11 protein-coding genes and 1 pseudogene are annotated in these 14,710 nt (G+C 69.6%); 2 read left to right on the forward strand and 10 right to left on the reverse strand.

Features of this window, described 5'->3' with window-relative positions; all coding sequences use genetic code 11:
* Positions 1-81: 81 nt before the first annotated feature.
* The 9 genes from KZC57_RS10365 to KZC57_RS10405 all read right to left on the reverse strand — a co-directional run bounded on the left by KZC57_RS10365 (position 82) and on the right by KZC57_RS10405 (position 11,001).
* Positions 82-780 carry a phosphotransferase family protein gene (locus KZC57_RS10365; RefSeq protein ID WP_060922017.1) on the reverse strand — a complete coding sequence of 233 codons (699 nt, stop codon included), beginning with the start codon at positions 778-780 and terminating at the stop codon, positions 82-84.
* A gap of 27 nt (positions 781-807) precedes the next feature.
* Positions 808-1,908 (reverse strand): hypothetical protein, encoded by a 1,101-nt coding sequence (locus KZC57_RS10370; protein ID WP_247641675.1) that lies wholly within the window; start codon positions 1,906-1,908, stop codon positions 808-810.
* Positions 1,905-2,657, reverse strand: coding sequence for a hypothetical protein (locus KZC57_RS10375; protein WP_247641676.1), 753 nt, complete (start codon positions 2,655-2,657; stop codon positions 1,905-1,907). Before KZC57_RS10375 ends, KZC57_RS10370 begins: the two co-directional genes overlap by 4 nt.
* A gap of 126 nt (positions 2,658-2,783) precedes the next feature.
* Positions 2,784-6,287 carry a PKD domain-containing protein gene (locus KZC57_RS10380; protein WP_247641677.1) on the reverse strand — a complete coding sequence of 1,168 codons (3,504 nt, stop codon included), beginning with the start codon at positions 6,285-6,287 and terminating at the stop codon, positions 2,784-2,786.
* A 214-nt stretch (positions 6,288-6,501) separates the two neighbouring features.
* Entirely contained in the window at positions 6,502-7,554 is a 1,053-nt protein-coding gene (locus KZC57_RS10385) for a VWA domain-containing protein (protein ID WP_060922013.1), read from the reverse strand.
* The gene (locus KZC57_RS10390) at positions 7,551-8,537 is read right to left on the reverse strand and encodes a VWA domain-containing protein (protein WP_247641678.1); all 987 of its coding nucleotides are present in this window, start codon (positions 8,535-8,537) and stop codon (positions 7,551-7,553) included. The genes KZC57_RS10385 and KZC57_RS10390 overlap by 4 nt, the downstream gene beginning before the upstream one ends.
* Positions 8,528-9,016: a hypothetical protein gene (locus KZC57_RS10395; protein WP_083370963.1), complete on the reverse strand. Its 489-nt coding sequence runs from the start codon at positions 9,014-9,016 to the stop codon at positions 8,528-8,530. The genes KZC57_RS10390 and KZC57_RS10395 overlap by 10 nt, the downstream gene beginning before the upstream one ends.
* Positions 9,003-9,890 (reverse strand): DUF58 domain-containing protein, encoded by an 888-nt coding sequence (locus KZC57_RS10400; RefSeq protein WP_247641679.1) that lies wholly within the window; start codon positions 9,888-9,890, stop codon positions 9,003-9,005. Before KZC57_RS10400 ends, KZC57_RS10395 begins: the two co-directional genes overlap by 14 nt.
* A gap of 31 nt (positions 9,891-9,921) precedes the next feature.
* Positions 9,922-11,001 carry a MoxR family ATPase gene (locus tag KZC57_RS10405; protein ID WP_247641680.1) on the reverse strand — a complete coding sequence of 360 codons (1,080 nt, stop codon included), beginning with the start codon at positions 10,999-11,001 and terminating at the stop codon, positions 9,922-9,924.
* 319 nt (positions 11,002-11,320) lie between these two features.
* Between KZC57_RS10405 and KZC57_RS10410 the strand changes: the two are divergent.
* Positions 11,321-12,439: pseudogene (locus tag KZC57_RS10410) on the forward strand (ThiF family adenylyltransferase).
* Entirely contained in the window at positions 12,436-13,701 is a 1,266-nt protein-coding gene (locus tag KZC57_RS10415; protein WP_105948988.1) for an MFS transporter, read from the forward strand. The pseudogene KZC57_RS10410 and the gene KZC57_RS10415 overlap by 4 nt, the downstream one beginning before the upstream one ends.
* Here the strand turns inward: KZC57_RS10415 and KZC57_RS10420 are convergent.
* Entirely contained in the window at positions 13,628-14,602 is a 975-nt protein-coding gene (locus KZC57_RS10420) for a DMT family transporter (protein WP_247641681.1), read from the reverse strand. The two genes, KZC57_RS10415 and KZC57_RS10420, sit on opposite strands and share 74 nt — an antisense overlap.
* Positions 14,603-14,710: the final 108 nt, after the last annotated feature.

A 14,710-nucleotide genomic window follows, 5' to 3' on the forward strand; every position in this document is an offset into this window, starting at 1 on the left:
ACTCCCTCCCCCTGTGCCGCCAGTGTAGCCACGGCGCCGCAGATCATCGAGGGCGCCCGACCGGAATCACCCGGTGAGGTGTCAGGACGACCATGCCTCCAGCTCGGCGGTGAGCGCAGCGAGGTACGCGGGAGGGCCGGCTTCCGCGAACCACAGCCACAGCTCCGCAGCGATCACCGGGTACCACGCGCGGACACGGTCGGGATCGGCGCCGTAGCCATCGATGAGCGCCCGCTCGGACCGCGGGTCCTTCCTGGCGGCTCCCCACGCGGCTCGGGCGAGCTCCCGCAGCGGGTCGCCGCAGTGCGCCGCCTCCCAATCGACGACCCCGGAGACACGTCCGTGCTGCGCGAGCAGGTTGCCGTCGGTCCAGTCGCCGTGGCAGAAGACGACCCCGGACGACGGCGGGATGCGCAGCGGGAGGCGAGGCCCGCCGGCGGCGCGGTACCGCTCGATGATCGTCGCATCGTCGGGTGCGGGAAGGAGGTCGTCCGGAGCGGCGAGCCGATGCAGGGCACGGAGCAAGGGCGCTGATGCCCCGAGGCCCGCGAGCCGGGCCTCGGCGTCGGCGTCGTCGAGGCGGGCGCCGGGGAGCTCCGTCATGAGGATCGCGCCCGGCCGCTCCTCGACCACCTCGGGTACCGGGAGCCCGGAGCCGACGAGACCGCGGAGGGCGCGAAGCTCGTTCTGGTGCCGTGCCGGATCGGCGAGGCGCTTCTCGACCAGCCGTCGTCCGCCGCGCTCGACGAGCCGCACCGCGCCGACCGCTCCCTGCCTCATCCCGTCATCCTCGCACCGGGCGGGTGATCACTCGAAGCCGGGGTAGTCCTGCAGCCGCTTCTCGAACTCCGCGCGGTCGGCATCGCTCAACACCTTGCCGGCGATGACCACGAGCTGGAGCCCCTCGACCGGCTCGCCCGTGCGTGCGCTCTGTGCCTCCCGCGACGCGTGGAAGCCGCCGTCGGCATCGTTCGACAGATCGTAGATGTTCGCGTAGAAGCGCAGGGGATCGGGGTAGTTCTCCGTGTAGTACTCCCATGTCGTCTGCGTGCGCGGGTCGTCGCTGCCGTAGAGCTTGGCGATCATGGACGGGTCGATGCCGGAGTTCGCGGGGTCGTTGAACGAGTACAGGTTCCACAGGCCGTGCGCCGCCACCACCTCGTCGATCGCGGCCATCACCTCGAGCTTGCGCGCGTAGCCGTGCACGGGCTGCTCGGTCGCCCAGGCCGCGGACGTGTACTCGGACAGCATCGACTCCCCGCCGTAGCCGTTGCGCTCCGGCCGTATGTCCTCGTCACCCACCTGAACCCACGTGAACCCGAAGTCGGCGGAGAGCCGCTCCCGGATGTCCGTGAAGAGAGCGTCGGCCTCGGCGCGCACCTCCTCCATGGACTGCTGGGTGAGCGCTTCCTGCGGGGCCGTGCCCTTGATGCCCGGGTAGGCCTCCGCGTGCCGTTGTTCCGCGGTCTTCACGCCTTCGTAGTTGCCGGATGCCGAGGTGCGCAGCGCGCTGAGCGCCCCGACGGTCGCGACGTTGAACAAGATGGTGAGAACGAGGGCGACGATGCCCAGGCGGCGCCCGCCGGTGGTGACGAGTGCGGCGACGATCACGCCGAGCACCACGAGCTGCAGTGTGATCATCGTCACGCCGTACAGCAGGTCGGTGCCGCCGACCACGAGCGTGCCGAACAGGATCAGGACGAAGAGGATCGCGGCCACCAGGGCGATCCAGCCGAGGGCGTTCGCCGCTGGCTTCTTCTCCTGGGGTGGCAGCGGGGAGAGGACGGGCGGCGTGGGACCGATCTGCTGCTGCCGCCGGGCGCCGCGATAGCCCCCGGGCGGCGGGACGGGTGGGGCGCCCTCGGTGCCGCCGACATACCGGGCGCGCTGTCGCTCGTGATCGCTCACCACGGCTTGTCCGCTCCGGTGCCGCCGGGTTCGTCGCCCTGCTGCTGATCGCGTTCCTGCGTCCCCTGCTCGAGCTTGTCCTGGAGATCCTGCAGCTTGTCCTCGGACGGCTGCGGCTCCTCCTGCTGTTCCTGCTCCTCCTGGGGCTGCTGTTGCTGCTCCTGCTCCTGCTGCTTCTGCTTGAGGCGGTCCTCGGTGCTGTCGAGGGTGTCCGCCATGTCGCGCTCGGGATCGGGGGACTGCTGCTGCGCCTCTTCGCTGTGGCACTCCTCCGGGGTCTCGACGGTGACAGTCAGCGCCTCGCCGTAGAGAGCTGTCGCGGCGGCGCCGTCTCCCTCGGCCCTGGCGGCATCGCCCATCCGCTCGATCACGAGGGCGAGGTTGATCCGGACCGGGCACACCTCGAGCCCGGTCGCGAGGTCGAGTGAGCGCTCCAGCTCCGCGCGGGCGGCAGGGAGCTCCTCGGCGCCGGCCATCGCGGTGCCGATGTTGTACGGCGCCTTGTACGGCTCGAACCAGTTCAGGACGTCCTGTCCGCGCGCCGAGGCCTCGGAGCCGGCGAAGTCGTCGACGACGTACGCGGTGATGGCCTGGTGGGCGAACGCGTACATGCTCAGCAGCTTGCCCACGAAGAGCAGGGCGGCGAGGGTGAGCGGGATCGTCCCGATCGCGACCCAGCGGCGGATGAGGCGTCGACGGCGGTTCGAGCGGAGGAGGGCTGCGGCGGCGTCGTCCTGCGCAAGCGTCACGACCCACCTCCTCCCCTGTCGTCGGCGTCTGAACATCCTATCCGCGACGGTCCGTCCGGGCCGGCGTGTGCGACGAACGCCGGCCCCGATCGAGGCCGGCGTTCGTGACGGGGAGTGCCTGTCCGGCTACTCCGCCGCCTTGACGCGGAACGTGTCGAAGGACACGCCGAGGGGCGCAGTCGCGCTCGCCGAGCGGCTGCCGCTGAGACCCACGCCACCCGCCGGAAGCGGGGCGGTGTCGGTCGCCCGCAGCTGCCAGTCGGCGGGCTCCGCGGCATCGCTCGTCCAGAGCTTCGCGACGAGGGAGGCCTTGTCCGCCCCCGTCACGGCCGCCTTGAGCGTGTAGGTGGTGCCCGGGGTGACCGTGACGCCGTTCAGGGTCCGGGTCGCGAGGACGGTGCCGTCTCTGTGCGCCACGAGCCAGACCGTGCCGTCCGGGCGGAGCCACGCGCGCACGAGGTACCGGCCGGCGGACGAGTCGCGGGCGATGACCCCGATGTAGGAGCCTCCCGTGCTGGACGGCTGGTCGACGCGGAAGGTCGTCTCCAGCGCCGGGTTCGGCACCGACGGTGCGTTCAGCGTCGCGTGGCGGGTGTCTCCCGCGGCCAGCTTCAGCTGCCCTGAGCCTTCGGCGACGCTGGCCGCGGCTGCGGACCCGCCGGCGATCTTCCATGCTCCGCCCGTGAGGGCTTCACCCCAGCCGGGACCGGCCGTGCGGTCGAACTCGTCGCTCGCGAGCGGCGCGGGTTCCGCCACCACGGCTTCCCGCGTCGTCGTGGCAGAGCCGCCGATGTCGTCCGTCACCGTGAGGGTGACCGTGCGCGTCCCGGCCGTCGTGTACGTGTGCGTCGCCGATGCTCCTTCACCGGTCGTGCCATCACCCCAGTCCCAGCGGTAGCTGCGGATGGTGCCGTCGGTGTCCGTCGACGCAGACGCGTCGGCGGACACCGTCAGCCCCGAGGCCGAGAGCGTGAACGAAGCCGTGGGCAGCGCGTTGGCGCCCTGCACGACGACACGCTTCGCGACCGAGCCCACGAGATTCTGGCTGTCGGTGACCGTGAGCTTGACCACGTACGTGCCGGGCTTCGCGTAGGCGTGCGACGGCGTCTTGCCCGTACCCGTCGTACCGTCCCCGAAGTCCCAGCGGTAGTCCGAGATCGTGGTGGTCCCCGGCGGCACGGAGGTGCTCGCGTCGAAGGCGACATCGAGCCCGGCGACGGCTGTGGTGAAGGCGGCGACCGGAGCTGTCGAGCCCTTGCCGACCAGGTAGTGCGTCTTGACCTGTGCGGCGGTCAGTCCGTACGGGTACACGGCGAACTCGTCGACGTTGCCGGTGAGGGAGACCGACTTCGGGGTGTTCGGCCAGTTGGCGAGCTTGCCGCTGCCGATCTTCCAGAAGCCCTCGTAGTCCTGGCCCTTGGTCACTCCGGTGATCTGATCGTTGAGTTGCCCGTCGACGAACAGCTTCATGCCTTCCGGGCTCACCGAGGCCACGACGTGGTGCCACTGGTTGTCGTTGTATGCCGACTTCGTCGTGATGACCTTCGTGCCGTCGCTGTACACCCCGAAGTTCAGGCGCCCGTCGTTCGACATGTACACGTTGCGATCGTGGTTCCTCGAGAAGCCCGCGGCCGAGCTCTCGAAATCGAACAGCAGACCGCCGCTGGTCGTCGACGTCTGGAACCACATCTCGGCCGAGTACGCCCCGGGCGTCGGCATCTTGGTGGTGGTGTCGACGCGCCCCGTCTCGGTGCCGTCGAGGGCCGTGGCACCCGCCACTCCCTTCGGCACGCCCGACGTCGACGGCTTCGCCCCCGCGCGGAAGATGGGGTTGTTCGTGCCGGCCACGTCCTGACCGACGGTTCCCAGCGGGTAGTAGAGCTGCGGTGCGTCGGCGAGCACGGCGTCGGAGTACGGAGGGGTCGAACCGGCCACCGTGACGGTCGCCGTCTTGCTCGTGACCGTGTTGCCGTCGCCGTCCGTGGCTGTGAACGTGTACCTCTGCTGCGAGCCGGCCGGAGCCGTCGTGTCTTCGAAGGTGATGGCGGGCAGGTTCCACCAGGTGGAGTCCGCCTTCGTGGTGAACAGCGGCGCGGTCGAGCCGGCGCGGCGCAGTTCATAGGTGAGCGTGAGGTCGTCCCGGTCCCAGTTGGACGGGATCGAGACCTTCACGTGGCCGGGTACGAGCGAGGTCGCGGTCGGCTCCCACTTGTCTCCGGAGAGGCGGGGTCCGTCCTTCGGGCCGCCGGGAGGAGTCGTCGAGAATCGCACGAGTCCTTCGAACTGCCCGTTGTTGACCGAGCGGAACTCGCCGCCGATGGAGATCATGTTCCCGGTGCCGGTGATGGAGAGGCCGGCCTGACCCAGACCGGTCGTCACGCCGACCGCCCAGTCCGGAGACCACGCGTACGGCGACGGCGCCGGAGTGCCGCCCCAGTCCTTGCGGCCCGGTGCCGCGGGCTGGGGAGCAAGCGTCCCCCTGGCGTCGGCGGTGTAGGCCTCGGAGTAGCGGTGGATGCGAGGAGCCTGCTCCGGGTGGAGCCCGAGGGTCACGCAGGTGTGGGTGTGGCTGGTGGTGTAGACGACCGTGCCGGTGGAGTAGACGCCGTAGTGGTCGCCGATGCAGTCCGCGATCCAGCGCACCTTGCCGGTGCCGGCCTCGGCGGCGAAGGTGCCCTCGAGGCTGCCCGTCGCGGCGTCGGCGAAGCCCCAGCCGGTGCCGTACACGCCGGTCGCGTCGGTGGCGAGACCGAAGGTTCCGGCCTTGCCGGCGTAGATGCCCGATCCGGCGCCGTTCTTGACCGTCTTGGCCAGTTCCCACTCGGTGTTCAGGGCTCCGGTTGTCTTGTCGACGGAGGCGCTGCCGCGCATCTCGGTGTTGCCGTTGACCTGGGAGAAGCGTCCGCCCACGATGGTGTCCGCGCCCGCAGGGTCCATGACCATGGCATCGACCTGGAGGTCGGTCTGCGGAGCCCAGGGACGGAGCGCGCCGTTGGTGGTGTCGAAGGCGGCCAGGTTCTTCCGCGGCGTGCCGTTGGCCTGGGTGAAGAGGCCGCCGGCGTAGACGGTCGTCCCCGACGTCGCCAGCGCGTAGACGCCGGATCCGCCGATGGAAGGCACGAAGCCCGGGACGAGCTCACCGGTCTTCGCGTCGATCGCCGCGATGTTCCAGCGGTCCTTGCCGTTGACCTTGTTGAACGAGCCGCCGATGTAGATGCGGGAGCCGTCGGGCGAGGCGGCGACGGCCTTGATCACGCCGTTCACCTGTGGGGCGAACGGCAGCAGCGCACCGGTGTCGATGTTGTAGGCGAGCACGTTCGAGCGTGCCGTCAGTGCGGTCCCGGGAGGGGCCTTCGGCTCGCGGGCGTTGTCGAATTTGCCGACCGCGTACACGATGGACCCGATCGTCGTCTGGGCCCAGACATACCCGTTGTCGATCTGCACGGTCGGGATCGGATCGGATGTGACGACGTTCTCGTCCCGCTGCAGCAGCTGAGGCATCCCACGCGGATCGTCGGCCGCCGCGGCGGCTCCGCCGCCGAGGGCGACCAGCCCCGCGGCGACCATCACCCCCGCGATCACTCCGGCCACGCCCGTGCGCGCGCTCTTCCAGACAGCACTGTTCCCCATGTGTGTTCCCCAGTCATTCGATGGCCGACCCCACGTCGGCACGTCATCGTCGGACGATCGACCGCGAGAGCTCCCCCAGAGATGCTCGGACCGCGGCGGTTCGTTCCGACGAACCCCCGTCGAAGGCGCAGAAGCCTCCGACGGGTAACACAATACCATCGCCGGGAGCGGAGTACACGCCGTACCCACAGGGATCCTGGGGTCTCGCGTGCTGTCAGGGGGCGTCGAGCGGAGCGGGCCGCCCCGCGCGAGGCGCGCGAAGACCTCGGAGTCGGGCGACCAGGATCGTCGCGCGGGTGAGTTCCACCCCCAGCGCGGCGAGGACCACGAGTGCCGCGACCCAGTACAGCTCGATCACGTTCCCCACCTCGCCGGCGTCGGCGTAGGCGGTGGTGCTCGACGGTGCGGCGGGGAGCGACGGGGCGACATCCGCCTCCCGGTGTTCGTAGCCGACGCCGAGCTGCCCGGCGATCGTCTCGAGGTTTCCCTCGTCGATGACGGAGAGTGCATCCGCACCCTGGTACTGGATGTACTCGGAGCCGTTCTGGTCGAGCCCGCCCGTCGTGACGCGCATGGGACCGCCCTCCGTCGTGCCGTACCCGAAGACGGCACCCGCGTCGGTGTAGCGCGCGCTGTCGGCGAAGGACTCCGGGGCGGACCCCGTGGTCTGCTCGCCGTCGCCGAAGTAGAAGACCATGCGCGAACGGTCCGGCGACGACTCCGCCGCGGCGGCGAGGGTCTCGCTCAGCAGCGGAGCGGCCACGCCGATCGAGCTGCCGCGCGACTGGCTCGTGACCTCGGGGCGCAGCACGTCGAGTGAGCCGAGCAGGGCGGTGGTGTCGGTGGTCAGCGGGATCCGCAGCTCGGCGGCCGCATCCGAGGTGAGGAGGGCGAAGCGGGCTCCGGGGTACTCCTCCACGAGCGCGCGCACGTCGGCGCGCACACCGTCGAGCCGGGGGGCGCCGTCGTCCCAGTCCTCGGCCACGATGCTCGCGGTGGTGTCGACGACGAGCACGATGTCGGTGTCGGTCGCCAGGGTCTGCGTGGAGCCGCCGGGGAGCCCCGGCCGCAGCAGCATCACGGCGCAGGCAAGCACCATCACGAGGCGCAGCGCCCAGAGTGACCGATGCACGGCGAGAGCGCGTCGGTCGGTCACGACCTCGCCCCCGGCACGCGGCGCACGCACGAGCATCCAGACGGCCACGCCGGCGACACCGGCGCACAGCAGCAGGATGAGGAACACGGGGAGCACGGGTTGGAAGATCACAGGCGCACCCTCCAGACCAGCACGACGAAGCCGAGCGCGAGGACCGACAGGACGGCGATCCACAGGTTCGGAGTGTCCGTCCAGACCACCTGCGCCTCGCCGCGCAGTGCCGTGGCCTCCTGCTTCTGCACCTCGTCGATGATGTCCCCGACCGTGGTCGTGTCGCGGAGCCCGTAGGCGGCGCCCCCGGTGGCCTCGGCGGCGGCGGCCAGCTCGGCGCTGACGGCGGCGTCCTTGCCCTCGACCGGGTTGATCGCGAACACCCGGACATCCTTCGAGGCCGCATACGCCGCGGCCTCATCGAGCGTCACGATCGAGGCGCCGTTGATCTCGTTGTCCGTCGCGAAGATCACGGACCGGGACCGGTCGTCGTCCGGGTGATCGAAGCCCATGGTGCAGGCCGCGAGTCCGTCGCCGATGAGGGAGGCGCCGTCGCCGTTGAGCGTGCCCAGCCAGTGCTCCGGGATCTCATCCACGTAGTCGAAGCTCGACATCATGCTCGCGAGGTGCTCGCGGATGAAGTCGTAGTCGTCGGTGAGGGGGAAGATCTGTACGGGAGAGCTGTTGAAGATCGTCAGGCCGATGCGCTCGCCCTCGAAGCCGTCGAGCAGCTCGTCGAACACGGAGAGCACCTCGACGTCGACCTCCGACATCGAACCCGACACGTCCAGGCACAGCATGATGTCGCGGCTCGTGTCGACGGGTTGGACGGTCTGGGCGGACATCGGACGCGCGGCCACGACGCCGGCGACCAGCGCGGCCCCCGCACCGAGGGCGAGCAGACCCGTCAGGGCGACGGCGCGACGGGACAGCGCCTGGCGGAAGGACGGCAGCGCTCGCAGCCGCTCCGCCCTGGCCACGCGAGCGGTGTCCGCGGCGCGCCGGTCCCGGTGGCGGCGCAGGCCGACCGCGAGACCGATCGCCGCCGCGGCGACGACGACCGCCGCGGCGAGGACCAACATCCAGACGTTCGCTAGTGCCACGCGCGTACCACCGTCCTGGCGGCTTCGGCGCCGGCGGCCGGATCGATGGCGGGCCCCTGCCGGAAGATGCTCGGATAGTAGTGGCGGCCCATCGCGTCGATGAGCGCAGGGTGCACGCCGCGGGAGACGAGGTCGTCGAGGGTGAGCACCGGTGCTTCCAGGCCGCTGTACTCGTTGACGAACGTGCGCACGACGCGGCTCAGCTCCAGGTTCGCCTGCCGCGCGGAGAGGTGGCGGTCACGGTAGTCGTGCTCGACGCGATCGATGCGGTCGAGGTACTCCGAGCGCAGAGCGGACAGCACGTCGAGCGTGGACGGCTGACCGGCATCCGCGGCCGCTCCGGAGGCGGCGGTGCGGGGGCGAGTGAGCCGGAACAGCAGCCACGCGCCGACGATCAGCAGGGCGAGGATGCCGAGCGCGAGCAGCATCCATCCCCACCCGTACTGCGCAGGCGGGTAGAGCTCGTCAGAACCGGGCATCGGACCTCCGGTTCAACAGGTGCAGCAGCTGCGGAACGGCGTCGTCCTGACCGTCGAGCGCGGCGTGACTGATCTCCATCCTCGTGAGCAGGTCGGCGAGCCGGGCGGCGTCGGCCGCCCGCTGCGCACCGAGCTCGTTCACGATCGCCCGGTCGCCCTGGATGAAATCGGGGACCTCCCAGAGGCTGTCGACGTCGGCGCGCAGCCGGGCGGAACGGTGGTCGAGCACCGGTTCGGCGTCGCGCAGGGTGAGCCAGAGCACGTCGTGCTGCACCCGCAGGCGGCGAAGCAGGCGCTCGGTCTCGGTGGTGACCGGGGCCTCGTCAGTGAGCACGACCACGATCATGCGCCGTGCGATCGTCCGCGTGACGAAGGACAGCAGGGCGTCGCGATCGCTGGGGGCCGCCGCGTCGTCGACCGCGCGGTCGATCGTCCGCAGCGCGTGTTCGAGGGCGCCCTCGCTGCGCCCCGGTGCCAGGCGACGGACGTGGGAGGCGTCGCCGTAGACGACCGTGAAGTCGTCGCCGTGCCGGAGCGTCAGCACGCCGAGGGCTCCGGTCGCCAGGATCGCCAGGTCCTTCTTCGAGCGCTCGTCCGCGGCGAGAGCGGTCATCGAGCGTCCCGTGTCGACGACGAACATCACCGTGTGCATGCGCGTGGCCCGTGACCGCTTGACCAACGGGGTGCCGAGGCGGGCGGTCGCGCGCCAGTCGATGTCGCGCACCTGGTCGCCGTACTCGTACTTGCGCAGGTCCTCGAAGTCGAGGCTCCGCCCGTGCAGCAACGACGCGTAGGCGCCGTCGAGCGCGTGCAGCGACTTGCGGTTCGAGTGGATGAAGAGCTTGCTCTTCACCTGCGTGATGAGGCTGGGCATCTGGCGCGGGATCCCTGAACGTGTCGACGGGTCAGGGGGTGGGCACGGCGGCGAAGATCTGGTCGATGATCTCCTCGCTGCGGATGCCCTCGGCGTCAGCCTCGAACGTCAGCAGCACGCGGTGCCGCAGCACGAGGTGTCGCAGGGCGCGGATGTCCTCGGGAAGGACGTGGGTCCGGCCGCTGAGGAGGGCGAGGGCGCGCGAGGCCTGGAGGAAGGCGATGCTGGCCCGCGGGCTCGCGCCGTACTTGATGAAGCGGGCGCGCTCGTCCCCGATGTACGGCGCGGGATTCCGGGTCACGTACGCGATCGACACGATGTAGTTGCGGATCGCGGGGTCGACGTAGATGCGGCTCGCGACGTCCTGCAGCAGGTGCACGTCGTCCAGCGTGACGGCGCTGTGCACGTGCCGGTCGGGGTCGAGCACGCCTGAGTCGATGCGGCTGAGGATCTCGAACTCCTCCGCCGGGCTCGGGTACTCCACGATCTCCTTGAGGAGGAACCGGTCCATCTGCGCTTCGGGCAGCTCGTACGTGCCCTCCTGCTCGATGGGGTTCTGCGTCGCGATCACGAGGAACGGCTTCGGCAGCGGGTGGATCTCGCCGCCGATGGTGGTCTGGTGCTCCTGCATCGCCTCGAGCATGGCGCTCTGGGTCTTGGCGCTGGAGCGGTTGATCTCGTCGAGCAGCACGAAGTTCGCGTGCACGGGGCCGAGCACCGTCCGGAAGCTGCCCGTCGCGGCGTCGTAGATCTGGTTGCCCGTGATGTCGCTCGGCAGGAGGTCGGGCGTGCACTGGATGCGCTTGAACTTCGCCTTCACGGTGTCCGCGAGCGTGCTGGCGGCAGTGGTCTTGGCGAGGCCAGGCACGCTCTCGAGGAGGATGTGACCGCCGGCGATGAGCGCCACGAGCAGGCTGGTGCGCAGGCGCTCCTGGCCCACCATCTTCGCGGAGTACGCGTCGGAGATCGTCTGCAGCACGGAACCGGCGCGCGCCATCTCGGCGTCGGTCGGAGCGGCGGCGGGGGCCGCGGGGGCGATCGGCGCGGCGGACGCGGGCGGTGGCGGGGGTGCGGAGATCGTCGGCGGGGTCGGCGCGTCGGCGTCGGTCATCGGTCTTCGTCTCCCTCGGTCACACGCGGGCCCGCACGGCGCGCCCCTCCGCCGACCAGCGTAATCGCAACCTGCGCGGAGGTCGCCGCTAAGCGGCCGGATGAGTCTGCTCCACCGCCTCCATTGACATGCAACGTTTTACCCGCTGATACTTGGCTCGTTAGATACCGACCCGACTATGCGAGAGGAGGAGCTATGTCGTTCACAGTTCGGGCAACCAAGGAACGTGACATCAGCTGGGGTGTTCTCTGAGAACGCGCACGCCACCCCGTATCGCTCGGCCTCCTCGGTCGAGCGATACGGGGCCGGAAGGAACTTCATGCGACCGCAGATCAAAAGAGCGCTACCCATCTATTGGCTCGCTGACGATGTCGTCCGCATCGGCGCGCAGCAGGGGATTACGAAGGAGCTCACCGACCCGCAGGGCCAATTGCGCGTCCTGTTACCGCTGCTCGACGGCAGGCGTGAGTACGGCGAGGTCCTTCGAGAGGCGTGCCAAGCCCTCGGCGACCTGTCTGAAGACGACGTGCGCGAGGGGATCCAGTATCTCGACGCAAGCGGCCTCATCGAGGACGCGTGCTCTTACGACAGCCTGCCCGTTCGGCTGGAGGCCAATCAGACGTTCTTTGCGGCCGCCGCCGAGAATACGCAGGCAGCGGCGAATCGTGCCCAGCACGTTCTCCGCGAGTCTCATGTCGTTCTGCTCGGGCTCGGAGGGGGCGGAAGCGCAAGCCTCCCGCAGCTTCTGGCGTGCGGCCTCCGTAAGCTCACCATCCTCGACTACGACGTCGTAGATGAGAGCAACCTCAACCGGCAGACTCTGTTCCGGACGAGTGATATCGGGCGGAAGAAGACCGATGTAAGCGCAGAGTATTGACGAGCGTTCGCTCCGGACGTCGATGTCGAGGTGTTCGATCTGAAGGTCGCCTCGGTGGACGACATCATTCGGGTCGCGCGGGGAGCCGACGTCATCATCTGCGCCATCGATGAGCCTCGGTTCATTGCCCAACGCCGTGCGAACGCCGCGGCGGTGCGGCTCGGAATCCCCGTCGTCATCATGCTCACTCAGCACACCAGCGGCCGCTTCTTCTCGGTGGTTCCGCGAGAGTCCGGCTGCCTCGATTGCTTGCACATCTTCGACGAACTCAACACGGATGGCTTCCTGCGGCAGTTCCATGCACTGATGTCGCCGGCGAGAGACGCGGCGACCGCGGCGATCGCGCCGCACATTCAGAGGCTCACGTCCTTCGGCGTGGACGAGGCGATGCGCCTGATCACCGGATACGCGGCCCCTTTGGGTCTCGGCCGACAGGTCGAGGTGAACTACATCTCAGGAGCGCTCCGCATCATCATGAACTGGGATCGACACCCGGGCTGCCCGACGTGCGGATCGGGCGACTCCCAGTTCGACTACATCTTCGATGCCGACCCGCTGTGAATCCGCCTCGGCTGGGTCTCTGGCGCGTCCGCGACTATCGGGCGTGGTTCGCCGGTGACACGCTCACCCAAGTCGGCCTGAGCATCGGGGCCTTCGCCTTCACTCTTCTCGGCTACTACGTCACATCCGACGCCTTTCTCGCAGGGCTGATCGGCACTGTCTCGGCCGTCGCGCGGGCGGTGTCGACCCTTCCTGGTGGCGTTCTCGCCGACCGGTTCGACGCCCGAAGGCTGATGATCTGGTCGGGCGCGTCCGCGTTCGCGATCTACGCAGGGCTGTCGGCGATGTACGTCACGGGCACGCTGACGACAGCTGCGCTCATCGTCATCGCGGCAGGAGAGGGGCTCGTCGTGGGGCTCTTCTTCACGGTCACGGACGTCGCGCTCCCGCGCATCGTCGGGAAGCGATTCCTGGCCGAGGCATCCGCAGCCAACCAGTCTCGCGACGCAGCCATCCGGCTTGCGGCGGCACCGGTATCGGGGCTGCTCTTCGGTGTGCACCCTTCGTTGCCGCTGATCGTCTCGGCGGTCGCTCGGCTCGGAGAAGTCGGATCCGCCCTCGCGATACGTAAGGACCTCAGCCCCGAGGGCCTCGGTGACGAAGCAGGGGTGCGATCGCTCGCCGCAGGTCGTCGTTGGCTGGCGGTGTGGCGTCAACCGCGAACCCTCATCGGTCTGATCGTGCTGGTCAACTTCTGCCTGGGTGCCTGTGGAATGACCATCGTGCTCAGCCAGCAACAGACAGGCACCCCCGCGTGGCAGATCGGAACCATCCAGACCATGCAGGGCGCAGGCGTGCTCGCAGGTGGAGCCGTCGCGGGATGGATACTCCGCCGATACAGCGGGCGCGCGATCGTGCGCCTATCGATCTGCATGATCACTCTGGCGTTCACCGCTCTTCTCGTTACTCAGAGCGTTCCCGCTGTGGCGGTCATCGGCTTCGTCGCCTCGATGCCGTTGATACCTCTCAACGCCGTGCAGGGGTCGTACCTCGCGTTGATCATCCCCGACCAGATCCGCGGTCGCGTGCTGTCGCTTTCGTCCTTGCTCGGAGCGCTCGCCGGCGGTGCCGCGCCTCTGCTGGCCGGAGCGCTTCTGGAGTACGCCGGTTACTACCTTGCGGTCGGGGTGCCTCTCGCCATCCTCGCGGGCACGGCGGTGGCCGCTGCGCTCTCCAGGGCGGTCGGAGCTATTCCCCGGAGGAGCGAGTTCGACCAGGTCGAACCGCTTCCCCTGTCCGCGGGTGCCATCGCAGACGCGTGATGAGCACGCCGAGCAGGCACAGCGCGCCACCCACGAACATGAGCGGGGTGGGCACCTCCCCGAGGATCAGCCACGACAGCAGGATCGTGAGGGCCGGGACCACGTACGTCGTCGCTGAGGTCTTCCCCGCGGTGCTGCGCTGCAGCACGTACGCCCAGGTGGTGAAGGCGATGGCGGTGGGGAAGATCCCGAGGTAGACCACCCACAGCGTCGCGTCGAGCGGCGCCGTCTGCACGTCGGCGATCAACGCGCCGAGCCAGGGAAGCAGGGCGATCGTGCCAGCGGCCGCCCCGAGCCAGGTCAGCGTGGTGGCGTCGGCCCCCGAGGTGAGCAGGTGTTTCTGCAGCAGGGTGCACCCCGCGTACATGACCGCGGCGAGAAGGGCCAGCAGGAGGCCCGTGAGGTCGGGGCCGGTGCTGCTGGTGGAGTTCATGCCGATGAGGACCACCCCGAGGAAGGCGATGGGGGCGCCGATCACCAGGGGGCGGGGGAATCCCTCCCGGAGGAAGAGACCGCTGAAGACGACGACCATGAGCGGCGCCAGGTTCACGACCATCGCGGCGGTTCCGGCGTCGAGGGTGCGTTCGGCGCTGTTGAGGGCCAGGTTGTAGATGCAGAACCATCCGACTCCCCACACGGCGATCAGCAGCCAGTGGCGGCGCTCCGGGAGCCGGATGCCGTGCCGCAGCGCGATGATCGTCAGCACGAGGGTGCCCACGGCCATGCGCAGCAGCGCCAAGGCCCCGGGGTCGTAGTGCGGCCCCGCGCCACGGATCCCGATGAAGGCCGAGGCCCAGAGCACGACCGTCACCGCGGCCGCGAGCAGCACCAGTGCGCCACGCGATCGCGTCGGCGTGCCCGGCGGGTCGAGCCGCTCTGATGCCCCGATGTCCTGTCGCACCGTCCGATCCTGGCACCGGCCGCCGACATCGGCGATGCGCGGAAGCGACAGCCGTCGTCGCATTCCCGCCAGCGTCGCCGCGGGGCACTGCTAACGTCGAAGAGCAGC

The organism is Microbacterium sp. KSW4-4 (assembly GCF_023091185.1).
In the GTDB taxonomy this organism is placed as follows: domain Bacteria; phylum Actinomycetota; class Actinomycetes; order Actinomycetales; family Microbacteriaceae; genus Microbacterium; species Microbacterium paraoxydans.

Coding starts and splice junctions, on each gene's coding strand:
- KZC57_RS10365 (WP_060922017.1), bottom strand. CDS start 780: ATGAGGCAGGGAGCGGTCGGCGCGGTGCGGCTCGTCGAGCGCGGCGGA.
- KZC57_RS10380 (WP_247641677.1), bottom strand. CDS start 6,287: ATGGGGAACAGTGCTGTCTGGAAGAGCGCGCGCACGGGCGTGGCCGGA.
- KZC57_RS10395 (WP_083370963.1), bottom strand. CDS start 9,016: ATGCCCGGTTCTGACGAGCTCTACCCGCCTGCGCAGTACGGGTGGGGA.
- KZC57_RS10400 (WP_247641679.1), bottom strand. CDS start 9,890: ATGCCCAGCCTCATCACGCAGGTGAAGAGCAAGCTCTTCATCCACTCG.
- KZC57_RS10405 (WP_247641680.1), bottom strand. CDS start 11,001: ATGACCGACGCCGACGCGCCGACCCCGCCGACGATCTCCGCACCCCCG.